We start from the raw sequence: 24,954 nt of genomic DNA on the forward strand, positions 1-24,954 counted from the left end.
CATTGGCGACGGCGCGGGGATTGTTCGTAAGTTTCGAGGGAGGCGAGGGGGCCGGGAAGTCGACCCAGATCCGTCTTCTCGCCGAAAACCTGCGCGCCAAGGGGCATACGGTCATCACCACACGCGAGCCGGGCGGATCGCCGGGTGCTGAAGCGCTGCGTCATGTGCTCCTCTCCGGCGCCGCCGAGGCCTTCGGTGTGCGCATGGAGGCGCTGCTGTTTGCCGCCGCGCGCGCCGATCACCTGGATTGCGTGATCCGGCCGGCACTCGCTCGCGGCGATATCGTGCTCTGCGACCGCTTCGTCGATTCCTCCCGCGTCTATCAGGGTGTCACCGGCAATATCGAGCCGCCGCTGATGGCCGCCCTCGAGCGCGTCTCGATCGGCACAACCATGCCTGATGTCACACTCGTTCTTGATCTTCCCGCCGATGTCGGCCTGCAGCGCGCCCGCAGACGGGCAGGGGAAGAGGCAGCAACCGCCGCCCCCGACCGCTTCGAAAAGGAAAAGCTCGAGATCCACGAGAAGCGCAGACAGGGCTTCCTCGATATTGCCGGGCGTGAACCGGAACGCTGCCGCGTCATCGACGCGTCGCTCGACCAGGGACAGATCGCCAGCGATATTCTGTCCAAGGTGGTCGAGGTCATTGGGCGAAAGGCGGCAACTGGCGCCGATGGCGGACAGGCGGCGCACCCATGAGCGAAGAAAGAGCAGGGCTTCTCGACGGGGCGATTCCCCCCGTCAGCAATCCGCATCTCTTCGGTCACGAAGCTGCAGAGGCCTTTCTTGCGCGCAGCTACCGCTCGGGCAAGGGCCACCACGCCATCCTGATCGAGGGGCCTGAAGGTATCGGCAAGGCGACGCTCGCCTTTCGTTTCGCCAACCACATCCTGCGCCATCCGGATCCCACAGGCGCACCGGAGGTCATCTCGGATCCGGTTCCGGAGCATCCTGTGACCCGTCAGCTCGCTTCCGGGGCAAGTCACAATCTCCTGCATCTGTCGCGACCAGTCGATGAAAAGTCCGGACGGGTGAAGACCGCAATTACCGTCGACGAGGTCCGCAAGGCAGGGCACTTCTTCGCCCAGACCTCGGGCACCGGAAACTGGCGCATCGTGATCATCGACCCGGCCGACGATCTCAACCGCAATGCGGCCAACGCGATCCTGAAGATCCTCGAGGAGCCGCCGAAGCGGGCGATGTTCCTGGTGCTCTCCCACGCGCCGGGAAAGCTCTTGCCGACCATTCGCTCGCGTTGCCTGCCGCTCCGGCTGCACGAATTGCCGCCGCAGGCGATGGATCAGACGCTCGGGCAACTGGGTCTAACGATCCCGGCCGAAAAGCGCGAAGCCGTACTGACGCTCGCCAAGGGCAGCGTCGCCCGCGCGCTGAAGCTCGTCAATTACGGCGGCGCCGACATTCTCGATGCCTTCGAGCAGATGCTTGCCGCATCCGGGCCCGCGCAGCGCAAGATGATGTTCAAGATCGCGGATGCGCTCTCGGGCAAGGACAGCGAAGTCGCCTTCGGATTCTTCGTCGAGCATCTCGGCGATCATCTGGCCGAGACCGCGAGAAGCCTCGCGCTCGCGGGCGATCTCTCCGGCGCCGAGCACTATGCGCGCCTCTCGTCCGTCATTAACCAGCAGCTCGGCATTGCCTCGGCCTACAATCTCGATCGAAAGCAGACCATGCTCGACGTGCTTGCAGCGATCGTGCGCTGACCGGCGCGACCACCGTCTTCATGGCACTGCAGCAAAACGGATGTTCCTAAAGCCAGAGGAATGTTTTAAGAGCGTTCGACCCCATTTGTTTTCGCCGTTCATGGCAGGCCGCTCCGCGCCGCCATGGTCAGGCTCCGAGACAACAGCACACGACAATCGCAACCGACGAAAAGACAACAAGAAGCCATGAGCGATCCCTTCTACATCACGACTGCCATCTCCTATCCGAACGGCAAGCCGCATATCGGCCACGCCTATGAGCTGATCGCGACCGACGCCATGGCGCGGTTTCAGCGGCTCGACGGTCGGGACGTGTTCTTTCTGACGGGCACGGACGAACACGGGCAGAAGATGCAGCAGACGGCGCGCGCCGAGGGCATTTCGCCGGAGGAACTTGCCGAGCGGAACTCCAACGAATTCCGCGAGATGGGCAAGCTCCTCAATTCCTCGAACGACGACTTCATCCGCACGACCGAAAAGCGCCATCACGAGACGGTGCAGGAAGTCTGGCGCCGGATGGAGAAGAACGGCGACGTCTACAAGGGCGGTTATGCTGGCTGGTATTCGGTGCGCGACGAAGCCTATTACCAGGAAGAGGAAACCGAGCTGCGTGCTGACGGCGTGCGCTACGGTCCGCAAGGCACGCCGGTCGAATGGGTGGAAGAGGAAAGCTATTTCTTCAAGCTCTCTGCCTATGAAGACAAGCTTCTGAAACTCTACGAGGACCAGCCGGATTTCATCGGCCCGAACGAGCGCCGTAACGAGGTGATCTCCTTCGTCAAGTCGGGCCTCAAGGATCTGTCGATCTCACGCACGACCTTCGACTGGGGCATCAAGGTGCCCGGCGACGACAAGCATGTCATGTATGTCTGGGTCGATGCGCTCACCAATTACATCACCGCGACCGGGTATGTCGAAGATCAGAACGGCCCGCGTGCCAAATACTGGCCGGCTGACGTGCATATCATCGGCAAGGACATCATCCGCTTCCACGCCGTCTACTGGCCGGCCTTCCTGATGTCGGCGGGCCTGCCGCTGCCGAAGCGCGTCTATGCCCATGGCTTCCTGCTCAATAAGGGTGAAAAGATGTCGAAGTCGCTCGGCAATGTCGTCGATCCTGTCAATCTCGTGAACCATTTCGGTCTCGACCAGGTGCGCTATTTCTTCCTGCGCGAAGTCTCCTTCGGCCAGGACGGAAGCTATTCGGAAGATGGCATCGGCACACGTATCAATGCCGACCTCGCAAACGGCATCGGCAATCTCGCCTCGCGCTCCCTGTCGATGATCAACAAGAACTGCGAGGGCAGGGTGCCGACACCCGGTCCGCTCACCGCTGAAGACGAGGCAATCCTGAAGATTGCCGACGAGGCGATCGACATCTGCCGCGAGGAAATGGGTAAGCAGCAGATCCACAAGGCGGTCGCCGCCATCATCAACATCGTCAACGAGGCCGACCGCTATTTCGCAGCACAGGCACCCTGGGTTCTGAAGAAGACCGACGAGGCGCGCATGGGCACGGTGCTCTATGTGACCGCTGATGTCGTGCGCCAGATCGCGATCCTGTTCCAGCCGATCATGCCGGAAACCTCGGCAAAGATCCTCGATCTGGTCGCCGTGGCCGAGGAAAACCGCGTCTTCGCCAAGCTTGGTGCTGCCGGTCGGCTGCAGCCAGGCACGGAACTGCCGGCACCGTCGCCGGTCTATCCGCGTTATGTCGCTCCGGACGCGGGCAAGGCGTGAGACGATGCTGATCGATACCCATTGCCATCTGGACTTCGCCGACTTCGACAGCGAGCGTGACGAGCTTGTCACGCGGGCGCATCAGGCGGGCGTGAAACAGATGGTGACGATCTCCACGCGGGTTCGCAAGCTTCCTACGCTGCTGGCTCTGGCCGAGCGCTATCCGAGCGTCTTCTGCTCAGTCGGTACGCATCCGAACAATGCCGGCGACGAACTGGATGTGACGGCGGACGAGCTGGTCCGGCTGGCGGAAAGCCACGACAAGATCGTGGCGATCGGTGAGGCCGGGCTCGACTACTTCTACGACACCCAGAAGCCCGAAGACCAGAAGACGGGCCTGATCCGCCATATCGAGGCGGCACGGCGCACGGGGCTGCCGCTCGTCATCCATAGCCGCAGTGCCGACGAGGACATGGCTGCCATCCTGACCGAAGAAACAGGGAAGGGCGCCTTCCCCTTTATCCTGCACTGCTTCTCGTCCGGTCAGGCGCTTGCGGATACCGGCGTAGCGCTTGGTGGCTATGTCTCCTTCTCCGGCATCGTCACCTTCCCCAAGTCGGAGGAGCTGCGCGAGATCGCAAAGTCGGTGCCGATGGACCGGTTGCTGGTCGAAACCGACGCGCCTTATCTCGCGCCAAAGCGTTGGCGTGGAAAACGCAACGAACCGTCCTATGTGGTCAACACGGCGGAGGTTCTGGCCGAGGTCAAGAGCGTGAGCTACGCGGAGATGGCAGACGTGACGACAGAGAACGCCTTCCGCTGCTTTTCCAAGATGCCCAGGTTGGGCTGAGGGAACCCTGATGCAGGTCACGCGCCGGTTCACGCTGCTCGGTTGTTCCTCGTCTCCCGGTGTCCCCAGGATCAACGGCGACTGGGGCAATTGCGACCCTGAAAATCCGCGCAACCGGCGGACACGCGCGTCCTTCTTGATCGAACAGATCGGGCCCGATGGCGGCAAGACGACCGTCGTCGTCGACACAGGCCCGGATTTTCGCGAGCAGATGATCCGCGCCAAGGTAGAGCGTCTCGATGCCGTCGTCTACAGCCATGCGCATGCCGACCATCTGCATGGCATCGACGATGTCAGAGGCTATTTCATCACCCAAAAGAACCGGATCCCGATTTATGCGGAACCCGCGACGATGGCCCGTATCGAGGAAGGTTTCGGCTATTGCCTGAAGACCCCGGTCGGCAGCAGCTATCCGCCGATCGTTGCGCCGGTCATTGTCGACGATATGGACCAGCCTATCGTCATAGATGGCGCCGGTGGAGCGATCGAGCTCATGCCGCTCGTACAGCAGCATGGTGACATCATATCGCTTGGGTTTCGCATCGGTAATGTGGCGTATTGTTGCGATGTCTCTGACTTTCCCGAAGAGACGGTCGCCAAGCTATCAGGCCTTGAGCTGCTTTACATCGACGCGCTGCAGTACCGGCCGCATCCGAGCCATCTATCGCTCGAACAGGCACTCGGCTGGATCGAGCGTCTGGCGCCGAAACATGCGGTTCTCACGCATATGCATACGCCGCTCGACTATGAAACCGTGATGGGTGAGACGCCGCCGCATGTCGAGCCAGGCTATGACCAGTTTGCCGTGGAATTTGAATTGGATATCTGAGTTTTCTGAGATGCTGAGTTCGCTGCGAGGCAGCGATATTCAATGCATTGTGGCCAGTCTAAGCCCCGCCACGGCATGTGCTTTAGTTCCATAATCTATCTTATGCGATCTTTGTTTGTAAGGTTGAGGCTCGGTCTGGCTTTCCCCCGCGCTCAGAGATCAGCGACCTGCAGGATGGTCTTTGCCGAGATCTCGGTTTCCTTGGGATAGCCGAAGGCACTGTTGATGTAGGTGACGCCGTCGATCTCCTTGTTGCGGTTCAGATGGCTGTGGCCATAGAAATGCTTCGAGGATCCAAGCGAACGAATGCGGCGCTCCAGGCGGTCTGTGCCGAGCACGGGAAACAGCGCCTTGTGCTTCTCGGGATAACGAGCCGGCATCAGATCGATGCGCGGCACGAAATGAGAGACGCTGTAGACGGCATCGAAGCCCGATGTGTCCGGCATCACATTCATTGCGTCGAAACGGGCCGCGACCTCGGGCGGCTGCAAGCCTTCCCAGTTGCACTTGTAGAAGTCCATCCAGCCGCGGCTGATGGTCGGACCTGGCTCGCCAAAGGAATAATCATACCAGGCGAGCAGCGGCACGATCAGGGTCTTGCCGATGGCGACCGGTCGGGTCTCGATACCGTAGCCGTGGCAGAGGGCATTCAGCGTTTCGAATTTCTCGAAGGACGGCCCCTTCCCGCTTCGCGCTGTCCACAGATCGTGATTGCCGGGGAGAAAGAGAATCTTGGCGTAGCGCGGCACGAGTTCGTCGAAACTGGCTTTGACGAGATCGAGTTCGTCGGAGAGATCGCCGGCGACGATGAGCACGTCATCGGTGAAATCGGCGCGGGACAGCGCTCGCAGCCAGTTGAGGTTGTGACGGTAATCGACGTGAAAATCGGATCCGAGGAAGAGGCGCATACTCATGGGATCCGCTGCGATTTCGAAGACATGATGGCCTTCTAATCGAATTTCACGGCACGGCAAGAGACGGCGGAGCGCTCGATCTCTGCGCCGCATCGCGTGTCGCTTTAGTCGACGACCGCAGGCAGAGGCGGGGCCGACACCCCTTCCCGCCACTCGCTGGCCAATGTCAGCGGCAGCGTGGCGCGGATATCCTCGGCATTGGCGGCAATGACGATTTCGTATTCGCCGGCTTCGGCAATCCAGGCGCGGGCTTGCGGATCGAAGTAAGCGAGGTCGCGGACGGCGACCGAAAGCCTTGCCGTCGCAGTCTCGCCGGCCGGGACATGCAACTTGGCGAAGGCCTTCAGTTCCTTGACCGGACGCAGCAGGCGCGACGCCTTTGGCTTGACGTAAAGCTGGACCAGTTCGGCCCCTGCCCGGTCGCCTGTGTTCGTCACTTCGATTTCGATAGCAACGCCGTCGGCCCCCATATCGACGCTCGAGGCACGCGGCACGGACCAGGCGAATGTCGTGTAGGACAGGCCGTAACCGAATGGGAAGAGCGGCTTTTCGCCATCAGCATCGTGGTGGCGATAGCCGACCGCAAGGCCTTCCGTGTAGGCGACATGGCCGTTTTCACCCGGATACGTTCTGGGATCACCTGTCATGGCGGAATTGTCGGAAAGACGCTGCGGGAAGGTCTGCGGCAGGCGCCCGCCAGGTTCGGCATCGCCAAAGATCACGTCGGCGATCGCGTTGCCGGCCTCCTGGCCCGGATACCAGGCCTGGATGACGGCCGACACCTTGTCGAGCCATGGCATTTCGACCGGGCCGCCGGTCTGGAGGACGACAACGGTGCGCGGATTGACGGCTGCGACCTTCTCGATCAGTTCCTCCTGCCGTCCGGGCAGGCGCATGTTGGGCAGGTCGAGGCCTTCAGTATCCCACTCCCCTTCCCGCCCGACGACGAGGATGGCGACGTCGCAGGCCTTGGCTTGCTCGACGGCTTCTGCGATCGCCGCATCGGACGTCGGGAGTTCAACGCCGAAGCGCAGGGCACGGATCTCGATGCCCTCATGACCCTCGGGCATGGCGCGGTAATCGACGCGGATCTCATAGGTGTCCCCGAAGTCGAGGACCTTCTCGACGCGGACTTCCGAATTGCCGAGACCAAAGAAATTGTCGCCTTTCGCCCAGCCGGTCTCGCCATCCACCACAAGTTCACCGTCGACATAGAGCTTGGCAAAGCCCGCATTGGTCAGGCCGAAGATATGGTTGCCGGTCTCCTCTGGGCGGAAGCGCGTGGTGATGCGCGCCGAGAAATTCCGAGGGTCGAGGGATGCATCCGGCATGTCGAGCCAGAAGAACTGGCTTTCCTCGGCCGTGGAGCGCTGCACGACCGGGCCGGACCAGTCACGGCCATGGTAGAAGTCGACGGACACCTCGCCCCTGATCATCTGCGTTAGGCGATTGTTGCGGCAAGCCTTCAAATGCATGACCCGATTGGTACCCGACAAGGCTGTGCGAATGCCCTCGAGCGGGCTCACCTTGTAATGCGCGTTGATCTGGGCGCTGCCGCCGCCCATGACGCGCGGTTCGGCGGCGTTCGGGCCGAGCACCGCGATATGGTCGAGGGCGGATTTGTCGAGCGGCAGGATGCCGTCATTCTTCAAGAGAACCATGCCCTCGGCGCCAAGTTTGCGGATGAGCGCGCGGTGTTCGGGGCGATCGATGGCCTTCTCTTCTTCCATCTTCGGGTCTTCGAATGCTCCGACGCGCTCAAGCAGCAACAGAACGCGGCGCGCGGCGGCCTTGACGGTTTCGGCCGGCACTATGCCCTCGCGGACGGCAGTCACCAGTTTTTCTCCGCGATCGCGCGTCGGACCGGGCATCTCGAGATCGAGCCCGCCGATAACAGAGGCTTCTGTCGTATGAGAGCCGAACCAGTCGGACATGACGATACCGTCATAGCCCCATTCCTCGCGCAGCAGTTCGGTCAGCAGCCAGTGATTTTCGCTGGTCCAGACACCGTTCAACCGGTTGTAGGAGGACATGATCGCCCAGGCGCCGGCCTTTTTCACAGCCGCCTCGAAGGGCGGCAGGTAGATCTCGCGCAGAGTGCGCTCGTCGAGATCCGACGACATGGTCTGCCGCTCGATCTCGCTTTCATTGGCGACGAAATGCTTGATTGTGGCAGCGATGCCCTGCGACTGCACCCCCTCGATATAGGCGGCCGCCAGCGCCGAGGTCAGCATCGGGTCCTCCGAATAGCATTCGAAGTTGCGGCCATTGAGGCCAGAGCGGTGGATGTTGACGGTCGGCGCGAGAAGGACCCGCGCGCTCTTTGTCTTCGCTTCTTCAGCCAGTGCCACGCCCATTTCGCGCACCAGCTCGGGGTTCCAGCTGGCGCCGATGCCGATGGCTGCGGGGAAGCATGCGGATTTGACGCCGCCGACCAGCGATCCACCACCGCGTGCGCCATTCGGGCCGTCGGTCACCTTGATCTTGGGAATGCTGAGGCGTTCGACAGCAACCGTGGTCCAGAAATCAGCGCCCGCCAGCAGTGCAACCTGCTCTTCGAGTGTCATCTGGTCGAGCAGGTCGTCAATCATCGCAAGGCTCCTCGTCACGCTAAGCAGTCAGTATTGCTCGCGGCCACGTTGCAACCGCGGTTATCTGTTCTGCTTTAAAGCGGTTTTCGGCGTGCCTTGTCCAGCCTTGGGCAGGGTGAACCGTGCGCCTCTACTCACGATATCGCGATAAGCGACATCAAATTGTCATCAGGCCTTTTCGTCCCGGCGAATCGGCCTATCCTTTTATTTCGGACTTCCTGAAACAAGGGGATGATGATGCGCATGCGGATTGGAGTTGCCCTATTTCTCACGGCCGGCCTGCTCGCTGCCCCGGCCATTGCCCAGCAGGATGTGAAAACCGAGGTCGCAGGCCTCGCAAAGGATGTGATCGAGCAGCAGATCGCAGCCTTCCTCAACGATGACGCGACGACCGCCTATTCCTTTGCCTCGCCGGAGATCAAGTCGGTCTTTCCCAATGCCGAACGCTTCTTCGAAATGGTGAAGAAGAGCTATGGCCCCGTCTACCGTCCCGGCAACTACGCCTTTGGCCGTAACCAGGTCTCACCCGACGGCACGGTCGCCTATCAGGAAGTGCTGATCTCGGCGCCTGACGGCAAGGACTGGGCCGTCTATTACGAGTTGAAGCGCCAGCGCGATGGGCAGTTCGCCATCAACGGTGTCCGCATCAAACGCGAAACCAACAGTCAGGGGATCTGATCTGACAGATGGGTGGGCGGCATGACCGCCCTGCCCTGACGTAGATCAGACCGGGTCGATATCGCCGCGTGCCCACATCTCGATAGTCTCCGCCTTGAAGTCCTCGAAGCGGTCTTCCGCGATCGCTTGGCGGATGCCTTGCATCAGTTCCTGATAGTAGCTGAGGTTGTTCCAGGACAAGATCATCCCGCCGAGCGCTTCATTGGAACGCACGAGGTGATGCAGATAGGCGCGCGAGTAGTCGCGGGTCGCCGGGCAGGACGACTGCTCGTCGAGCGGGCGCATGTCTTCAGCGTGGCGGGCATTGCGGATATTGACCTTGCCGCGTCGGGTGAAGGCGAGACCATGGCGGCCGGAGCGGGTCGGCATGACGCAGTCGAACATGTCGATGCCTTCGGCGACCGATTTCAGCATATCGTCGGGCGTTCCGACCCCCATGAGGTAACGCGGCTTTTCGGTGGGAAGCACTGGCAGCGTGATGCGCAGCATGTCGAGCATGACGGCCTGGGGTTCTCCGACGGCAAGACCGCCGATGGAGTAACCCTTCAGATCGAGCTGCTTCAGGCCTTCCGCCGAGCGGATGCGCAGAGCCGGCTGGTCACCGCCCTGGACGATGCCGAACATGGCCTTGCCGGGCTGGTTGCCGAAGGCCACGCGGCAACGTTCGGCCCAGCGCAGCGACAGTTCCATGGCGCGTTCGATCTCGCGCGGCTCATTCGGCAGCGCCACGCATTCGTCGAGCTGCATCTGGATGTCGCTGTCGAGCAGGCCCTGGATCTCGATCGAGCGCTCCGGCGACATGTGGTGTAGCGAACCATCGACATGGCTCTTGAAGGTCACGCCCTGCTCGTCGAGCTTGCGCAGGCCCGACAGCGACATGACCTGGAAACCACCGCTGTCGGTCAGGATCGGGCCGGGCCAGCGGATCAGTTCATGCAGGCCGCCGAGGCGGGCGACGCGTTCCGGGCCGGGGCGCAGCATCAGGTGATAGGTATTGCCGAGGATGATGTCGGCACCGCCTTCCTTCACCTGATCAAGATACATCGCCTTGACCGTGCCGACGGTTCCAACAGGCATGAAGGCCGGCGTGCGGATCGTGCCGCGCGGCATGGTGATCTCGCCGAGGCGCGCCTTGCCACTGGTGGCCTTGAGATTGAAGGTAAAATTCTCGGACATCGGTCAGTCGTCTTTCCGGAAGAGAAGGCTGGAATCGCCATAGGAGTAGAAGCGGTAGCCGGTCTCGATGGCGTGGGCATAAGCCTGGCGCATCGTGTCGAGGCCGGCAAAGGCGGACACCAGCATGAAGAGCGTGGATTTGGGCAGGTGGAAATTGGTCATCAGCAGGTCCACCGCCTTGAAGCGATAGCCGGGCGTGATGAAGATGCCGGTTGCACCCGACCAGGCGGGAATGTGTCCATTGTCTTCGGCGGCACTCTCCAGCAGGCGTAGTGAGGTCGTGCCGACGGCGATGATACGATTACCGCGCGCGCGCACCGCATTCAGGGCCGCGGCCGTCTTCGCGTCGATATGGCCGATTTCCTCGTGCATCTTGTGCTCGGCGGTATCATCAGCCTTGACCGGCAAGAAGGTGCCGGCGCCGACATGCAGCGTCACGAAATGACGTTCGATACCGGCGGCGTCGAGTTTGGCGAAGAGATCCGGTGTGAAATGCAGGCCGGCGGTCGGGGCAGCAACCGCGCCCTCTTCGCGGGCATAGATCGTCTGGTAGTCGGCGCGATCCTTTTCGTCCTCCGGCCGCTTGGCGGCGATATAGGGCGGAAGCGGGATGTGGCCAACCGTCGCGATCGCCTGATCGAGATCCGGGCCCGAGAGATCGAAGGCGAGTTCGATTTCGCCCGCCTCCCCCTTTTCGGCGACGGTTGCGACGAGCGAACCTGTAAGGCAGGCCGCGCTATCGCCCTGCCCCACACCAAAATGGATGCGGTCACCCTGCTTGATACGCTTGCCGGGCTTGGCAAAGGCCTTCCATCTGGAGGCTCCGACCCGCATATGCAGCGTGCAGGAGACGGCGATCTCTTCGGCGCCTTCCCGATGTCGGATGCCCTCGAGCTGGGCCGGAATGACCTTGGTATCGTTAAACACAAGCGCATCACCGGGCCTCAGGAAGGCCGAGAGATCATAGACGTGACGGTCTTCAAGGATCGGGTCGGCATCGGGACGCACCACGAGAAAACGCGCATGATCGCGCGGGCTTGCGGGCCTTAGCGCAATATTGTCGTCCGGCAGGTCGAAATCGAAGAGATCTACACGCATCGCTTTCCATCAGGTCTGGCTTGGCGGGTCTAAACGCGAAAACCCGCCCGGGTGCCGTTGCACCGAGGCGGGCTTGGGGTGGCTTTAAGCCGATCAGGCGTCGGCGGCAACCTTCATCGAGACGATCGAATCGGGATCGGCCACTGGCTCGCCCTTCTTGATCTGGTCGATGACGTCCATGCCTTCAATGACCTGGCCCCAAACGGAGTACTGCTTGTTGAGCCACGGTGCATCGGTGAAGCAGACGAAGAACTGCGAGTTGGCCGAGTTCGGGCTCTGCGAGCGCGCCATGGAGCAGGTGCCGCGAACATGCGGCGTGGCCGAAAATTCGGCCTTCAGGTCCGGCTTGTCCGAGCCGCCCATGCCGGCGCGGCCAGGGTTGAAGTCCGAGCCGCCCTTCTTGCCGAACTTCACGTCGCCGGTCTGCGCCATGAAGTCAGGGATGACGCGGTGGAAGACAACGCCGTCATAGGCGCCTTCACGCGACAGTTCCTTGATGCGGGCGACATGGCCAGGGGCCAGATCCGGGAAGAGCGCGATGACGACCTTACCCTTGGTGGTTTCCATCAGGATGGTGTTTTCCGGATCCTTGATCTCGGCCATGGTGTTTCTCCTTGGATTGGGGCGTTGAGCCCTTTTGATATCAATTGCGGCCGACAGTGACCTTGACCATGCGGTCCGGATCAGTGACTTCGCCGTTGCCGCCTTCGCCGCGCTTGATCTTGTCGACATATTCCATGCCGGACACGACCTTGCCGACGACCGTGTACTGGCCGTTCAGGAAGCCGCCTTCGGCAAACATGATGAAGAACTGCGAATTGGCAGAGTTCGGGTCCTGGCTGCGCGCCATGCCGACCGTGCCGCGCTCGAAGGGAACGCTCGAGAATTCAGCTTCGATGTCGGGCAGGCTCGAACCGCCGGTGCCGGCACGACCAGGCTCGAAGCCGTTTTCCATGTCGCCGAACTGTACGTCACCGGTCTGGGCCATGAAGCCCTCGATCACGCGGTGAAAGGCGACATTGTCGTATTCGCCCTTGGAAGCGAGTTCCTTGATCTGTGCGACATGCTTCGGTGCAACGTCAGGCATCAGCTGGATCACGACCGGGCCGTCCTTCAGCTGGATGGTCAGGAAGTCCTCGTTGGACTGAGCCTGGGCGGAGCCGAAGCCGGCTACAGCCAGGAGAAATGCGGTTGCGAGTTGGACGAGCTTCATGATCACTCCCGTTCTGAAAATTGCGGCTCAGCGGCCGTATCTGGAATTGAGGGCGGCAAGCACCGGCGCGGGTACGAAGGCACTGACATCGCCACCCATTGCGGCGATCTGGCGAACCAATGTGGCCGTTATGGGCCGCGAGGCGGTGGCCGCCGGCAAGAAGACGGTCTGCACGTCGGGCGCCATGGTCGCATTCATGCCGGCAAGCTGCATTTCGTAGTCGAAATCGGTCCCGTCGCGCAGGCCGCGCACCATGATGCGCGCGCCATGCCGGCGGGCGGCATCGACTGCGAGATCCGCAAAGGACACCACCTCGAGGTCCTCTGCCCTGTCAGGCAGAACCGCGGCCAGTGATTCACGGATCAGATCGGCGCGCTCTTCATAGGCGAACAGCGGCGTCTTTCCCGGATGCGTCCCGATCGCGACCACCAGGCGATCGGCGATGTTCAACGCCTGAACGAGTACGTCCAGGTGGCCGTTGGTCATCGGATCGAAAGAGCCAGGATAAAATGCGGTCGCCATGAGAACCCGTCTGTTGGTTTCGCCCGCCTTTTGTCACGGAAGCCGGCTGATCGCAAGCACTCTGAGAGCGGGCCTTTGTCACGCCTTCATCGACCCGGGCACCCGGCCAGACCGCTGAACCGCAGATGAACGCGCCATTCAAGGGCGCTTCAGGCCAATCGCGATAGGTTTGTATCGTCAACCAAACCGAGACAGACCAAGGACGTCCCCATGCTCGCTCTTCTGATCGCTTCCGCCATCGCTGCGTCTCTGCTTATCGAACTTGGACTGATGGTTGCACGGGACTGGATGGAGCAGTCGCCGCTGGATTGCGAAGATGAACGCCAGATGAACAGGACGTTCAAGAGGACTTCAGGCATCGCCCGATAAACCTCTTCCTACACTGTGCGGGAACTATTTCCGCACGCAAGCATTTTACGGCAGCGAATGCCGGCATTCAAAGGACTAAAGCAATGCATGACAAGGTTACCCTGATCAACCTCGTATGGATGATGATGATGACTGCCATGGTTGCCACCTCTGCAACCTTTTACGTCAAGGACAGCAGTGACGCTGCATTCTACGGCCCCCCGATGACGGCCCGTTACCATAGCTTCGGCCATTAATCGGAAGTGAGTTTTCGCCGCTAGAAACGCAACGCCACGCTGAGAAAGAAAGGAATGACATGTTTATCACCCTGTCCGTTCTGGCTGCTTTGATCAGCGGCATGTTCGTAGCCTCAGTCGCCTCTGCGATCACGGCACTGAAGCGCGAAAACGACGATTTCCGGGCCATGATGGAGCGCCGCAAGGCATTCTGAGACCGATCCCAAGCGGTCACAGTCGGTGGATCCACACGCCGGCCCCAAAATAAGACCGCATCGAACTTGATGCAGACCTCCAGCAAAAAGCCCGCTCGGATCCAAGTTCCGGCGGGCTTTTCGTTTGTCGATTGACGAATGGAGAAACCGGCCCTTGCGGGCCGGCTTAACATCATTCCGTCGGGGTCTCGCTACCGCCCTCGCCGCTTGCGTCTTCAGCCGGAGCAATAGTGCTCTCGGCGTCAACCTCGGCGTTCTCTGCCGCCTCAGCGATCTCGTCGTCACTTTCCGGCTCGGTGATCCGCTCGACCGAAACAACCTTCTCATCCTTCGCAGTCGAGAAGATCGTCACGCCCTTGGTGGCGCGGCTGGCGATGCGGATGCCATTGACCGGCACGCGGATCAGCTGTCCGCCATCCGAGACGAGCATAAGCTGGTCTGTCTCCTCGACCGGGAAGGCCGCAACCAATTCGCCGATCTCCGCAGTCTTCGACGTGTCGGTGGCGCGGATGCCCTTGCCGCCACGGCCCGAGGTGCGGAAATCGTAGGACGAGGAGCGCTTGCCATAGCCCTTCTCAGAGACCGTCAGCACGAACTGCTCGCGGGCCTTGAGCTCCTGATAGCGCTCTTCCGACAATTCGCCTTCGGCGCCGACTTCTTCGCCAACCAGAGCGATATCGTCCTCGTCGACGCCCATGGCGCGACGCTCGGCGGCAGAGCGCTTGAGATAGGCCGCACGCTGCCATGGTTCGGCATCGACGTGCGCAAGAATGGTCATCGAGATCAGACGGTCGCCATCGGCCAGCGTCAGGCCGCGCACGCCGATCGAGTTGCGGCCGGCAAAGACGCGCACTTCGTCGACCGGGAAGCGGATCGCCTGGCCAAGGGCCGTCGTCAGCAGCACGTCGTCATGTTCGGTGCAGGTCTCGACGCCGAGGATCTGGTCGCCCTCCTCCTCGAGCTTCATCGCGATCTTGCCGTTGCGGTTGACCTGGATGAAGTCCGAAAGCTTGTTGCGGCGAACCGTGCCACGGGTCGTCGAGAACATGACGTCGAGATTGCCCCAGCTTGCCTCGTCCTCAGGCAGCGGCATGATCGAGGTGATGCGCTCGCCGGGCTCCAGCGGGAACATGTTGATCATCGCCTTGCCGCGCGAGGTAGGCGTGCCGATCGGCAGGCGCCAGACCTTTTCCTTGTACACGATGCCACGCGACGAGAAGAACAGAACCGGCGTATGGGTGTTGGCGACGAACAGGCGGGTCGCGAAATCCTCGTCCTTCATCGCCATACCAGAGCGACCCTTGCCGCCGCGGCGCTGGGCACGGTAGGTCGTGAGAGGCACGCGCTTGATGTAGCCGGCATGCGAAACGGTGACCACCATCTCTTCACGAGCGATCAGATCCTCGTCGTCCATATCGGGACCGCCATCGACGATCTGCGTGCGACGAGGCGTGCCGAATTCATCGCGGATCGCCTTGAATTCATCCTTGACGATCTGCTGGATGCGGACACGCGACGAGAGGATGTCGAGATAATCCGAAATCTCGGCGCCGATCTTGTTCAGCTCTTCATCGATTTCGTCGCGTCCAAGTGCCGTCAGGCGAGCGAGACGCAGTTCGAGAATGGCGCGGGCCTGCTCTTCCGAAAGATTGTAGGTCAGGTCCTCGTTGATCCGGTGACGCGGATCGTCGATCAGGCGGATCAGCGATTCCACGTCATGGGCCGGCCAGCGGCGCGTCATCAGCTGCTCGCGCGCGGTTGCCGGATCCGGCGCCTTGCGGATCAGCGCAATGACTTCATCGATATTGGCGACGGCGATCGCGAGACCGACCAAGACATGCGCGCGTTCGCGGGCCTTGCGCAGCAGGTATTTCGTGCGGCGGCTAACGACTTCCTCGCGGAAGTTGACGAAGGCGCGCAGCATGTCGAGTAGCGTCAGCTGCTCCGGCTTACCACCATTCAGCGCCACCATGTTGCAGCCGAAAGACGTCTGCAGCGGAGTGTAACGATAGAGCTGATTCAGAATGACATCGGCATTGGCGTCGCGCTTCAACTCGATGACGACGCGGTAGCCGTCGCGGTCGGATTCGTCGCGGAGGTCCGAGATGCCCTCAATGCGCTTTTCGCGCACGAGTTCGGCCATCTTCTCGATCATCGTCGACTTGTTCACCTGATACGGAATCTCGGTGATGATGATCTGCTCGCGGTCGCCGCGCATGGGCTCGACGCGGGCGACACCGCGCTGGACCACGGAGCCACGGCCCGTCTCATAAGCAGACCGGATACCCGAACGACCGAGGATCATCGAGCCAGTCGGGAAGTCGGGACCCGGAATGATCTGCATCAGTTCCGGCAGTTCGATCGCCGGGTTGTCGATCAGTGCCGTGCAGCCGTCGAGAACCTCAACCAGGTTGTGCGGCGGGATGTTCGTCGCCATGCCGACGGCGATACCGCCCGCCCCATTGACCAGAAGGTTCGGGAACTTCGCGGGAACGACGACCGGCTCCGACATCGTGCCGTCATAGTTGTCGCGGAAATCGACCGTTTCCTTGTCGAGGTCGTCGAGCAGCGCGTGCGAGACCTTCTGAAGGCGGCATTCCGTGTAACGCTGGGCGGCCGGCGGGTCGCCGTCGACAGAGCCGAAATTGCCCTGGCCGTCGATGAGCGGCATGCGCAGCGACCAGGGCTGCGCCATACGGGCGAGCGCGTCATAGATCGCAGCATCGCCATGCGGGTGATACTTACCCATGACGTCACCGGTGACGCGGGCGCTCTTGACGTATTTCTTGTTCCAGTCGAGGCCGAGCTCGTTCATGCCGTAAAGGATACGGCGGTGCACGGGCTTGAGCCCGTCACGCACATCGGGAAGTGCGCGGCTCACGATGACGCTCATCGCGTAATCGAGATAGGACCGCTGCATTTCCTCCATGATGGAAATAGGCTCGATGCCTTGCGGGAACTTGCCGCCGCCGGGAGTGCTTTGCTCAGTCAAATCAGGTCACGATCTCTGTTCGGAATCACTGGGAAATCTATAGCGGAACATACGCGAAAGCGCCAATTTCGAGCCCGGTTATAAACAGGCTTTTGCGGCTGCGGAAAGGCATTTTCCTCAATATCTTGGGTGCGCCGCTTGCAAGCCTACCAGCGCTTCGGCTTTATGGGCGCTCGAACAGGAGAATGACACGCCATGGCAATGACCGAAACGATGATCAGCGCCTTTACCACCCTGCTGGTCACCGTCGACCCGCCAGGGCTTGCGCCACTCTTTCTCGGCCTCACCCAGGGCATGACCCGCGCCCAGCGCCAGCAGGTGGCCTTGCGCGGCTCCGTGATGGGCTTCGCCATCCTGACGGTGTTTGCGCTGTTCGGCGCCAGCATCCTCAGCGCGCTCGGCATTTCCATGGGCGCCTTCCGCATCGCCGGTGGCCTGATGCTGTTTGCCATCGCCTTCGAGATGATCTTCGAGAAGCGCAACGAGCGGAAAGAAAAGACGACAGGGGACGCGATTACCAAGGATCACATCCACAACCTTGCGGTCTTCCCGCTCGCCATTCCGCTGATCGCCGGCCCCGGAGCCATATCGGCGACGGTGCTGATCTCGGGAACCGTCGAAGGCTGGCTTGGCAAGCTGCAGCTGATTGCCGTCATCGCCGTGGTGCTCGGCCTCGTCCTCGTCTCGCTCTACCTTGCCGAACGCCTCAACAAGTTCCTCGGCGTGACCGGCCGCGCGCTGCTGACGCGTCTGCTGGGCGTGCTGCTGGCCGCGCTTTCGGTCCAGTTCGTCGTCGACGGCATCAAGTCCGCCTTCGCCGGCTGACGAGCCCTGAAGGCAATTCGCCAATTGCCGAACTCCCTTCCGGAAATGAACTGCAAACCAGCGTCGACCGCAAACGATTATGGGGGCCGTAGCCCCCATTTTTCATCAAGTCCGCTCTGGTTCTCAGAACGGAATGTCGTCGTCCAGGTCACGTGAGAAGCCGCCGGAAGGAGCGCTGCCGCCACGGCTTGCGCCGCCCGACGCGCCGCCACGCGAAGGCGCCGGCGAACCGTAACCGCCGTCATAGCCACCACCGCCGCCACCGTAATCGGCACCGCCGAAGTCATTGCCGCCACGCGAGGCTCCGCCGCCATCACCGCGACCGCCGAGCATGGTCAGATTGCCGTTGAAGCCCTGCAGAACGACTTCCGTCGAATAACGGTCGGCGCCGCTCTGGTCCTGCCACTTGCGGGTCTGGAGCTGGCCTTCGATGTAAACGGTCGAGCCCTTCTTCAGATACTGTTCGGCGACCTTGCAGAGACCTTCGTTGAAGATCACGACCGAATGCCATTCGGTCTTTTCCTTGCGTTCGCCGCTGTTCTTGTCGCGCCAGGTTTCCGACGTCGCGATGCGCAGGTTGGCGATCGGCCGGCCGTCCTGGGTCCGGCGAATTTCGGGATCGGCACCGAGATTGCCGATCAGAATGACCTTGTTGACGCTACCAGCCATGACACTCACCTTACTGCCGCGCCGCCGCGGCGTTCAAAATCCAATCAAATGCCACCTTATCCCATCCGCTGCAGCGAGTGGGTGGTAACGGGCTTAAATCCACAGCGAAAATGTTCTTTATTTGTTCTAGTATTTCTCTATGATCCTGTCAACAGAATCGAAATTCCGCAGCCATTGCGCCTTGTGCCTCGACTCAACGGCGCCGTTGCCTACATAAGGACAGTTCTCCCAAGGACAGTCCCCTTCCCTTTGCCGATCAGAGCCTGACATGAGCGAACTCAAGACCATTTCCATCCGTGGTGCGCGCGAGCACAATCTGAAGGGCGTCGACCTCGATCTGCCGCGCAACAGCCTGATCGTGATGACCGGGCTGTCCGGCTCAGGCAAGTCGTCGCTCGCCTTCGACACGATCTATGCAGAGGGCCAGCGGCGTTACGTCGAGAGCCTCTCGGCCTATGCCCGTCAGTTCCTCGAGATGATGCAAAAGCCCGACGTCGACCAGATCGAGGGGCTGTCGCCGGCGATCTCGATTGAGCAGAAGACGACCTCGCGCAATCCGCGCTCGACGGTCGGCACGGTCACCGAAATCTATGACTATATGCGCCTGCTCTTTGCCCGCGTCGGCGTGCCCTATTCGCCTGCAACCGGCCTTCCGATCGAGAGCCAGACCGTTAGTCAGATGGTCGACCGGATCCTCGCCTATGAGGAAGGCACCCGCCTCTACATCCTCGCCCCGATGATCCGCGGGCGAAAAGGCGAATACAAAAAAGAACTCGCCGAGTTGATGAAGAAGGGCTTCCAGCGCGTCAAGATCGACGGGCAGTTCTACGAGATCGCCGAGGCGCCGACGCTCGACAAGAAATACAAGCACGACATCGACGTAGTGGTCGACCGTGTCGTGGTGCGCCCTGACATCGCCAGCCGCCTGGCTGACAGTCTGGAAACCTGCCTCAGGCTCGCCGACGGGTTGGCGGTCGCCGAGTTTGCAGACAAGCCGCTGCCACCGGAGGAAACGTCGGCCGGCGGTTCGGCCAACAAGTCGCTGAACGAAACGCACGAACGCGTCCTGTTCTCCGAGAAATTTGCCTGCCCCGTTTCCGGCTTTACCATTCCGGAAATCGAGCCGCGTCTCTTCTCCTTCAACAATCCCTTCGGCGCCTGCCCGACCTGCGACGGTCTCGGGTCGCAGCAGAAGATCGATGAGGCGCTGATCGTTCCCGAAGTGCATCGCAAGCTGAGCGACGGGGCGATCGCGCCCTGGGCCAAATCCAGCTCGCCCTATTACAACCAGACCTTGGAAGCGCTGGGCAAGGCCTTCGGCTTCAAGCTGACCTCGAAATGGTCTGACCTGTCGGAAGCAGCGCAGAAGGCGATCCTGCACGGCACGGAAGAGAAGATCGACTTCCATTATGCCGACGGCGCACGGTCCTACACGACGACGAAGACCTTCGAAGGCATCGTGCCGAACCTCGAGCGGCGCTGGAAGGAGACCGACAGCGCCTGGGCGCGCGAGGAGATCGAGCGTTTCATGTCGGCCGCCCCCTGCCCGGCCTGCAACGGCTTCCGCCTGAAGCCGGAGGCACTCGCCGTCAAGATCAATGGCTTGCATATCGGCCAGGTAACCGAGATGGCGATCCGCAATGCCGGCTCGTGGTTCGAGGACCTCCCGGCCAAGCTGACCGACAAGCAGAACGAGATCGCCGTACGTATCCTGAAAGAGATCCGCGAGCGCCTGCGCTTCCTCAACGACGTCGGCCTCGACTATCTCTCGATGTCGCGCAATTCCGGCACGCTGTCAGGCGGCGAAAGCCAGCGCATTCGTCTGGCATCGCAGATCGGCTCCGGCCTGACGGGTGTCCTCTATGTGCTGGACGAGCCATCGATCGGCCTCCATCAGCGTGACAATGCGCGACTGCTCGACACGCTGAAGCACCTGCGCGACATCGGCAACACCGTGATCGTCGTCGAGCATGACGAGGATGCGATCCTGACCGCCGATTATGTCGTCGATATCGGCCCGGCAGCCGGCATTCATGGCGGGCAGGTGATCGCTCAGGGCTCGCCGCAGGACGTGATGGCCAATCCGAAATCGCTGACTGGCAAGTACCTCACCGGCGAAATGGGTGTGAGCGTCCCAGCCCAGCGGCGCAAGCCGAAAAAGGGGCAGCAGATCAAGGTCGTCGGCGCCAAAGGCAACAACCTGAAAAACGTCACGGCGGCGATCCCGCTCGGCGTGTTCACGGCAGTCACTGGCGTATCCGGTGGTGGCAAGTCGACCTTCCTGATCGAGACGCTCTACAAGGCAGCGGCCCGTCGCGTCATGGGTGCGCGCGAAAATCCGGCTGAGCACGAGCGCATCGACGGCTTCGAGTTCATCGACAAGGTCATCGACATCGACCAGTCACCGATCGGGCGCACGCCGAGGTCGAACCCGGCCACCTATACGGGCGCCTTCACGCCGATCCGCGACTGGTTCACCGGGCTTCCGGAAGCCAAGGCACGCGGCTATCAGGCCGGGCGCTTCTCGTTCAACGTCAAGGGTGGCCGCTGCGAGGCCTGCCAGGGCGATGGCGTGATCAAGATCGAGATGCACTTCCTGCCGGACGTCTATGTCACTTGCGATGTCTGCCACGGCAAGCGCTACAACCGCGAGACGCTTGACGTCACCTTCAAGGGCAAGTCGATCGCCGACGTGCTGGATATGACGGTCGAGGAAGGTGTCGAGTTCTTCCAGGCGGTGCCGGCGGTGCGCGACAAGCTGCAGGCGCTGTTCGATGTTGGCCTCGGCTACATCAAGGTCGGCCAGCAGGCGAACACGCTGTCCGGCGGCGAGGCGCAACGCGTCAAGCTCGCCAAGGAGCTGTCGAAGCGCTCGACCGGCCGCACGCTCTACATTCTCGACGAGCCGACCACCGGCCTGCATTTCCACGACGTCGCCAAGCTATTGGAGATGCTGCAGGAACTGGTGAACCAGGGCAACAGTGTCGTGGTCATCGAGCACAATCTCGAGGTCATCAAGACGGCCGACTATATCATCGACTTCGGCCCGGAAGGCGGCGATGGCGGCGGCCAGATCGTCGCCCAGGGCACGCCCGAAGAGGTGGTGAAGGTCGAGGCGTCCTATACGGGGCAGTTCCTCAAGGAGCTGCTGGAGCGGCGCCCGATGAAGAAGGTGCAGGCGGCGGAGTAACGGATGAGCGAAACACTTCAGCGCATCGTCAGCCTTGTCGGCGACAGAAAGCTAAGGGTTTCTGCTCATGCGTTACAGAAGCTGATTGCCGATGGTATTTTGATTGAGCCACTGATCGAAGGGATTTCAGAGGCTATCCTCGTCGAGGACTATCATGATTATTTCAAGGGACCTGCTGTGCTGGTCTTGCAGTTCGACACACAGGGAATGCCTATTCATCTGGTTTGGGGCCTCCCGGCAGGCGCTCAAGAGCCTGCCGTTCTGGTGACAGCCTATCGTCCCGATCCGGATCGTTGGACGGATCATTTTTCGCGGAGGATCGTGAGATGACAACGACGGTACAGATGGTGCGGGAGGGAGATTTCGCGGTCGAGGTTTTAGTCACGATGGATGATGCAGCCGGTTCATGGGGGCTGTCTGTTGGCCTTGATGAGATCCGCAAACTCGATCGTGCGAGAGAGGCATTGCGACGTGGGGATCTGCCTGCCGCCGCGCGTGAAGGCCGGGTTTATCGCTTGATCCTTCAAGATGTCGGCCAGACCGCGGGATTTGGCGAAACTGAACAGGATGCATTCAAGCCATGACAAAGTCAGGTACGATCCGCACGGGCATCGGTGGCTGGACCTTCGATCCCTGGGACGACAGCTTTTACCCCTCCGATCTGCCGAAGAAGCGACAGCTCGACTATGCCAGCCGTCAGCTGACCGCGATTGAGGTCAACGGCACCTACTATTCCAGCCAGAAGCCGGCCACCTTCGCCAAATGGGCATCGGAGGTACCGGATGGTTTCGTCTTTTCGCTGAAAGCAAGCCGCTATTGCACCAATCGCAAGGTGCTGGCCGAGGCCGGTCCGTCGATCGAGAAATTCGTGAACCAGGGCATTGCCGAACTCGGGGATTATCTGGGGCCGATCCTCTGGCAGTTCATGGCGACGAAGAAGTTTGAGCCCGAGGATTTCGAGGCATTTCTGGCGCTTCTGCCGAAGACCCTGGAGGGCCGCGCCCTTACCCATGTCGTCGAGCCGCGTCATGCCTCCTTCCAGGTACCGGAATTCATCGAGATGCTGAGGCGCCATGGCGTGGCCGCAGTCTGTGCCGATCATCACGACTATCCGATGTTCGCCGATCCGACCGCCGACTTCGTCTATGCACGGCTGCAAGAGGGCACGGACGAGACCCCTACCTGTTACCCGTCGGCGGAACTCGATGCCTGGGCCGAACGGCTGAAGACCTATGCGGCAGGCGGTGTGCCCGACGATCTCCCGCTGATTGCGAAAGACCAGAAGTCGGAGCAAAAACCTCGCGACGTCTTTGCCTTCTTCATTTCCGGCGGCAAGGTGAATGCACCGCGCGGCGCGATGGAACTGCAAAAGAAGCTCGGTTGAGCACTCCAGCCGACTGACAGTCATCAATTTGTGACAATGGCGAATTTGGATTAGGCTCGGTCGCAGAGTCGCGGACAAGACCACGACCTCGGCCGGCATGCTTCCCGTTTTGGACGTGCGCGTCCACCATTGCGAATTTTCGGGGCACTTTCATGTCGGGCATTGCCGTCTTCATTCATCTCGCCGGCGCCGTTGCGCTGCTTCTCTGGGCGACCCGCATGGTACGCACCGGGATCGAGCGCGCCTATGGCGGCGTTTTGAAGGACAAGCTCCGGCATGCCGTAGGCAACCGCTTTTCGGCGGCCTTCGCAGGCTTCCTGTTCGCGGTGGCGCTGCAAAGTGCAACCGCTGTCGCCCTGATCGTCTCGTCCTTCTCGGCGGCCGGTTATGTGCTGCCGGCCATCGGTGTAGCGACCCTTCTTGGTGCCGACTTCGGCTCAGCCTTCGTCGTGCGCATCCTGCGCTACGATCTCTCGCTGCTCGTTCCGGTGCTGCTTCTTGCGGGCACCGTCGCCTTCCGGACATCCGAGGCGCGCGGCTGGCGGCAGATCGGCCGCATCCTGTTTGGCCTTGGCCTCCTCCTCTTATCGCTGCGTCTGATTGGCGAGGCGTCGGAGCCGCTGCGCGAGAGCCGGATCCTGCCCGTTCTCTTCAACTATCTCGCCAGCGACTGGATCAGCGCCTTTGCGCTCGCGGCCCTGCTCGCCTGGGCCTTCCATTCCAGTGTCGCCGCCGTCCTCCTGGTCGCTTCGCTCGCTGACCAGCATTTGTTGCCGGATGCGCTGATCATTCCGCTGGTGCTCGGCATCAATTTCGGCGCCGCCATTATCGCGGCACTGCTGACCAAGAATGCCGCGCCGAATGCCAGGATCGTGCCGCTCGGCAATGTCGTGATCCGCGGGATGATGACTTTGATCGCGCTCGCGGCCCAGTTTGTGTTTGCGATCAGCCCGACGGTCTTTGCCGCCCTTCCCGGAGATGCCGTCGTCATGGTGCATCTGGCGATGAACGGCGCCGTGCTGGTCCTTGGCCTGCCCTTTGCCGGCCTCGTGGCAAGCCTTCTGGAGCGCATGCTCGCCCGCAGCGAGGAGCGCCCGGCCAATGACGATCGCCTTTCGGCCCTGAACGTTATGGATCTCGGCAATCCGCAGCAGGCGATCTCCAATGCGACCCGCGAGGTTCTGGCCGTCTGCGACAAGACCGAAGTCATGCTGGACGGTATCTTCGATCTCTTCGAGCATTGGGATCCAAAGAAGATGGAGCGGATTGAAACGCTCGACGACCAGATCGACACGATCCATCGCGACATCAAGTTCTACCTCGCCCGCATTTCCGCAACGGCACTCGACCAGACCTCGGCCGCGCAATGCCAGAACCTCCTGGGCGCGACGATCAAGATCGAGCAGGCAGCCGACATCATCTCGCAGAACATGCTGACCCGCGCCCGCAAGAAGAAGGAGCGAAACGTCGCTTTCTCGGCCGAGGGCTGGGCAGAGCTCTGCGCCATGCACAACGAGGTGGTGCAGAACGCCCATCTCGCCTTCAACCTGCTCGTCACCCGCGATCTCGAGCATGCGCGCCAGCTTGTCGCCCGTAAGGAAGCGATCCGCAATCTGGTGAAGATCAGCGAGGAGAGTCATCTGCAGCGCCTGCGTCAGGGCAATGCCGCAAGTTTCGAATCGAGCTCGCTGCATATCGACACCATGCGCGATCTGAAGGAGATCAATTCCCTCTTCGTCTCGATCGCCTATCCTCTTCTCGAGGGCGAAGGCATGTTGCGGCGCAGCCGACTCATGCAGCCGGCCGAGCTCTGAACGCTGAGGT

General features: G+C 61.4%; 24 protein-coding genes. 15 read left to right on the forward strand and 9 right to left on the reverse strand.

Annotation, left to right across the window (positions count from 1 at the left end; all coding sequences use genetic code 11):
* Positions 1-2 precede the first annotated feature (2 nt).
* From tmk to D4A92_RS17380, 5 genes are all read left to right on the forward strand, one after another.
* Positions 3-698, forward strand: coding sequence for a dTMP kinase (gene tmk / locus D4A92_RS17360; protein ID WP_203016119.1), 696 nt, complete (start codon positions 3-5; stop codon positions 696-698).
* Entirely contained in the window at positions 695-1,720 is a 1,026-nt protein-coding gene (locus tag D4A92_RS17365) for a DNA polymerase III subunit delta' (protein WP_203016126.1), read from the forward strand. Before tmk ends, D4A92_RS17365 begins: the two co-directional genes overlap by 4 nt.
* Before the next feature lie 186 nt (positions 1,721-1,906).
* Positions 1,907-3,460 (forward strand): methionine--tRNA ligase, encoded by a 1,554-nt coding sequence (gene metG, locus D4A92_RS17370; protein ID WP_203016128.1) that lies wholly within the window; start codon positions 1,907-1,909, stop codon positions 3,458-3,460.
* A gap of 4 nt (positions 3,461-3,464) precedes the next feature.
* On the forward strand, positions 3,465-4,250 hold the full coding sequence (locus tag D4A92_RS17375) for a TatD family hydrolase (protein WP_203016130.1): 786 nt from the start codon (positions 3,465-3,467) through the stop codon (positions 4,248-4,250).
* A gap of 10 nt (positions 4,251-4,260) precedes the next feature.
* The gene (locus D4A92_RS17380; protein WP_203016132.1) at positions 4,261-5,079 is read left to right on the forward strand and encodes an MBL fold metallo-hydrolase; all 819 of its coding nucleotides are present in this window, start codon (positions 4,261-4,263) and stop codon (positions 5,077-5,079) included.
* Positions 5,080-5,231: 152 nt separating this feature from the next.
* Here the strand turns inward: D4A92_RS17380 and D4A92_RS17385 are convergent, their stop codons facing one another.
* Together D4A92_RS17385 and D4A92_RS17390 are read right to left on the reverse strand one after the other, a co-directional pair.
* Positions 5,232-5,993 (reverse strand): metallophosphoesterase, encoded by a 762-nt coding sequence (locus D4A92_RS17385; RefSeq protein ID WP_246753968.1) that lies wholly within the window; start codon positions 5,991-5,993, stop codon positions 5,232-5,234.
* 104 nt (positions 5,994-6,097) lie between these two features.
* Positions 6,098-8,584 carry a glycoside hydrolase family 3 C-terminal domain-containing protein gene (locus tag D4A92_RS17390; RefSeq protein ID WP_203016139.1) on the reverse strand — a complete coding sequence of 829 codons (2,487 nt, stop codon included), beginning with the start codon at positions 8,582-8,584 and terminating at the stop codon, positions 6,098-6,100.
* 243 nt (positions 8,585-8,827) lie between these two features.
* Between D4A92_RS17390 and D4A92_RS17395 the strand changes: the two genes are divergently transcribed.
* On the forward strand, positions 8,828-9,262 hold the full coding sequence (locus D4A92_RS17395; protein WP_246753969.1) for a DUF4864 domain-containing protein: 435 nt from the start codon (positions 8,828-8,830) through the stop codon (positions 9,260-9,262).
* 45 nt (positions 9,263-9,307) lie between these two features.
* Here D4A92_RS17395 and tgt read toward each other — a convergent pair whose 3' ends face one another.
* The 5 genes from tgt to coaD all read right to left on the reverse strand — a co-directional run bounded on the left by tgt (position 9,308) and on the right by coaD (position 13,271).
* On the reverse strand, positions 9,308-10,438 hold the full coding sequence (gene tgt / locus D4A92_RS17400) for a tRNA guanosine(34) transglycosylase Tgt (RefSeq protein WP_203016141.1): 1,131 nt from the start codon (positions 10,436-10,438) through the stop codon (positions 9,308-9,310).
* Between the two features lie 3 nt (positions 10,439-10,441).
* Complete coding sequence (gene queA, locus D4A92_RS17405) at positions 10,442-11,536, reverse strand: tRNA preQ1(34) S-adenosylmethionine ribosyltransferase-isomerase QueA (protein WP_203016144.1); 1,095 nt, start codon at positions 11,534-11,536, stop codon at positions 10,442-10,444.
* A gap of 93 nt (positions 11,537-11,629) precedes the next feature.
* The gene (locus D4A92_RS17410; protein WP_203016146.1) at positions 11,630-12,139 is read right to left on the reverse strand and encodes a peptidylprolyl isomerase; all 510 of its coding nucleotides are present in this window, start codon (positions 12,137-12,139) and stop codon (positions 11,630-11,632) included.
* A gap of 40 nt (positions 12,140-12,179) precedes the next feature.
* Complete coding sequence (locus D4A92_RS17415; RefSeq protein ID WP_203016148.1) at positions 12,180-12,749, reverse strand: peptidylprolyl isomerase; 570 nt, start codon at positions 12,747-12,749, stop codon at positions 12,180-12,182.
* 27 nt (positions 12,750-12,776) lie between these two features.
* Complete coding sequence (gene coaD / locus D4A92_RS17420) at positions 12,777-13,271, reverse strand: pantetheine-phosphate adenylyltransferase (RefSeq protein WP_203016155.1); 495 nt, start codon at positions 13,269-13,271, stop codon at positions 12,777-12,779.
* Positions 13,272-13,481: 210 nt separating this feature from the next.
* On the opposite strand from coaD, the gene D4A92_RS17425 reads away from it, so the two are divergent.
* The 3 genes from D4A92_RS17425 (at position 13,482) to D4A92_RS25255 (ending at position 14,070) form a co-directional block, all read left to right on the forward strand.
* Complete coding sequence (locus D4A92_RS17425; protein WP_203016157.1) at positions 13,482-13,640, forward strand: hypothetical protein; 159 nt, start codon at positions 13,482-13,484, stop codon at positions 13,638-13,640.
* A gap of 83 nt (positions 13,641-13,723) precedes the next feature.
* Positions 13,724-13,876, forward strand: a complete 153-nt coding sequence (locus D4A92_RS17430; protein ID WP_157790736.1) for a hypothetical protein — start codon at positions 13,724-13,726, stop codon at positions 13,874-13,876.
* A 59-nt stretch (positions 13,877-13,935) separates the two neighbouring features.
* Positions 13,936-14,070, forward strand: coding sequence for a hypothetical protein (locus tag D4A92_RS25255; protein ID WP_006727707.1), 135 nt, complete (start codon positions 13,936-13,938; stop codon positions 14,068-14,070).
* Between the two features lie 172 nt (positions 14,071-14,242).
* Here the strand turns inward: D4A92_RS25255 and gyrA are convergent, their stop codons facing one another.
* Positions 14,243-17,062, reverse strand: coding sequence for a DNA gyrase subunit A (gene gyrA, locus D4A92_RS17435; RefSeq protein WP_203016159.1), 2,820 nt, complete (start codon positions 17,060-17,062; stop codon positions 14,243-14,245).
* 195 nt (positions 17,063-17,257) lie between these two features.
* On the opposite strand from gyrA, the gene D4A92_RS17440 reads away from it, so the two are divergent.
* Positions 17,258-17,887 (forward strand): MarC family protein, encoded by a 630-nt coding sequence (locus D4A92_RS17440; RefSeq protein WP_006727709.1) that lies wholly within the window; start codon positions 17,258-17,260, stop codon positions 17,885-17,887.
* Between the two features lie 123 nt (positions 17,888-18,010).
* Here D4A92_RS17440 and D4A92_RS17445 read toward each other — a convergent pair whose 3' ends face one another.
* A complete protein-coding gene (locus D4A92_RS17445; protein ID WP_006727710.1) occupies positions 18,011-18,556 on the reverse strand; it encodes a single-stranded DNA-binding protein in 546 nt (181 codons plus the stop codon).
* A 268-nt stretch (positions 18,557-18,824) separates the two neighbouring features.
* Between D4A92_RS17445 and uvrA the strand changes: the two genes are divergently transcribed.
* The 5 genes from uvrA to D4A92_RS17470 all read left to right on the forward strand — a co-directional run bounded on the left by uvrA (position 18,825) and on the right by D4A92_RS17470 (position 24,944).
* Positions 18,825-21,746, forward strand: a complete 2,922-nt coding sequence (uvrA, locus tag D4A92_RS17450; protein ID WP_203016161.1) for an excinuclease ABC subunit UvrA — start codon at positions 18,825-18,827, stop codon at positions 21,744-21,746.
* Between the two features lie 3 nt (positions 21,747-21,749).
* Positions 21,750-22,076: a DUF4258 domain-containing protein gene (locus D4A92_RS17455; protein WP_203016162.1), complete on the forward strand. Its 327-nt coding sequence runs from the start codon at positions 21,750-21,752 to the stop codon at positions 22,074-22,076.
* Positions 22,073-22,330 carry a hypothetical protein gene (locus tag D4A92_RS17460; RefSeq protein ID WP_203016163.1) on the forward strand — a complete coding sequence of 86 codons (258 nt, stop codon included), beginning with the start codon at positions 22,073-22,075 and terminating at the stop codon, positions 22,328-22,330. Before D4A92_RS17455 ends, D4A92_RS17460 begins: the two co-directional genes overlap by 4 nt.
* Positions 22,327-23,130, forward strand: a complete 804-nt coding sequence (locus D4A92_RS17465) for a DUF72 domain-containing protein (protein ID WP_203016164.1) — start codon at positions 22,327-22,329, stop codon at positions 23,128-23,130. Before D4A92_RS17460 ends, D4A92_RS17465 begins: the two co-directional genes overlap by 4 nt.
* Positions 23,131-23,282: 152 nt before the next feature.
* Positions 23,283-24,944: a Na/Pi cotransporter family protein gene (locus D4A92_RS17470; protein WP_203016165.1), complete on the forward strand. Its 1,662-nt coding sequence runs from the start codon at positions 23,283-23,285 to the stop codon at positions 24,942-24,944.
* Positions 24,945-24,954 lie beyond the last annotated feature (10 nt).

The organism is Rhizobium rosettiformans (assembly GCF_016806065.1).
Taxonomy (GTDB): Bacteria; Pseudomonadota; Alphaproteobacteria; order Rhizobiales; family Rhizobiaceae; genus Allorhizobium.

Coding starts and splice junctions, on each gene's coding strand:
- D4A92_RS17455 (WP_203016162.1), top strand. CDS start 21,750: ATGAGCGAAACACTTCAGCGCATCGTCAGCCTTGTCGGCGACAGAAAG.
- D4A92_RS17460 (WP_203016163.1), top strand. CDS start 22,073: ATGACAACGACGGTACAGATGGTGCGGGAGGGAGATTTCGCGGTCGAG.
- D4A92_RS17380 (WP_203016132.1), top strand. CDS start 4,261: ATGCAGGTCACGCGCCGGTTCACGCTGCTCGGTTGTTCCTCGTCTCCC.
- D4A92_RS17390 (WP_203016139.1), bottom strand. CDS start 8,584: ATGATTGACGACCTGCTCGACCAGATGACACTCGAAGAGCAGGTTGCA.
- D4A92_RS17385 (WP_246753968.1), bottom strand. CDS start 5,993: ATGAGTATGCGCCTCTTCCTCGGATCCGATTTTCACGTCGATTACCGT.
- D4A92_RS17375 (WP_203016130.1), top strand. CDS start 3,465: ATGCTGATCGATACCCATTGCCATCTGGACTTCGCCGACTTCGACAGC.
- D4A92_RS17430 (WP_157790736.1), top strand. CDS start 13,724: ATGCATGACAAGGTTACCCTGATCAACCTCGTATGGATGATGATGATG.
- D4A92_RS17465 (WP_203016164.1), top strand. CDS start 22,327: ATGACAAAGTCAGGTACGATCCGCACGGGCATCGGTGGCTGGACCTTC.
- uvrA (WP_203016161.1), top strand. CDS start 18,825: ATGAGCGAACTCAAGACCATTTCCATCCGTGGTGCGCGCGAGCACAAT.
- D4A92_RS17440 (WP_006727709.1), top strand. CDS start 17,258: ATGGCAATGACCGAAACGATGATCAGCGCCTTTACCACCCTGCTGGTC.
- D4A92_RS17425 (WP_203016157.1), top strand. CDS start 13,482: ATGCTCGCTCTTCTGATCGCTTCCGCCATCGCTGCGTCTCTGCTTATC.
- metG (WP_203016128.1), top strand. CDS start 1,907: ATGAGCGATCCCTTCTACATCACGACTGCCATCTCCTATCCGAACGGC.
- D4A92_RS17365 (WP_203016126.1), top strand. CDS start 695: ATGAGCGAAGAAAGAGCAGGGCTTCTCGACGGGGCGATTCCCCCCGTC.
- queA (WP_203016144.1), bottom strand. CDS start 11,536: ATGCGTGTAGATCTCTTCGATTTCGACCTGCCGGACGACAATATTGCG.
- D4A92_RS17445 (WP_006727710.1), bottom strand. CDS start 18,556: ATGGCTGGTAGCGTCAACAAGGTCATTCTGATCGGCAATCTCGGTGCC.
- coaD (WP_203016155.1), bottom strand. CDS start 13,271: ATGGCGACCGCATTTTATCCTGGCTCTTTCGATCCGATGACCAACGGC.
- tgt (WP_203016141.1), bottom strand. CDS start 10,438: ATGTCCGAGAATTTTACCTTCAATCTCAAGGCCACCAGTGGCAAGGCG.
- D4A92_RS17410 (WP_203016146.1), bottom strand. CDS start 12,139: ATGGCCGAGATCAAGGATCCGGAAAACACCATCCTGATGGAAACCACC.
- D4A92_RS17470 (WP_203016165.1), top strand. CDS start 23,283: ATGTCGGGCATTGCCGTCTTCATTCATCTCGCCGGCGCCGTTGCGCTG.
- D4A92_RS25255 (WP_006727707.1), top strand. CDS start 13,936: ATGTTTATCACCCTGTCCGTTCTGGCTGCTTTGATCAGCGGCATGTTC.
- D4A92_RS17415 (WP_203016148.1), bottom strand. CDS start 12,749: ATGAAGCTCGTCCAACTCGCAACCGCATTTCTCCTGGCTGTAGCCGGC.
- D4A92_RS17395 (WP_246753969.1), top strand. CDS start 8,828: ATGCGGATTGGAGTTGCCCTATTTCTCACGGCCGGCCTGCTCGCTGCC.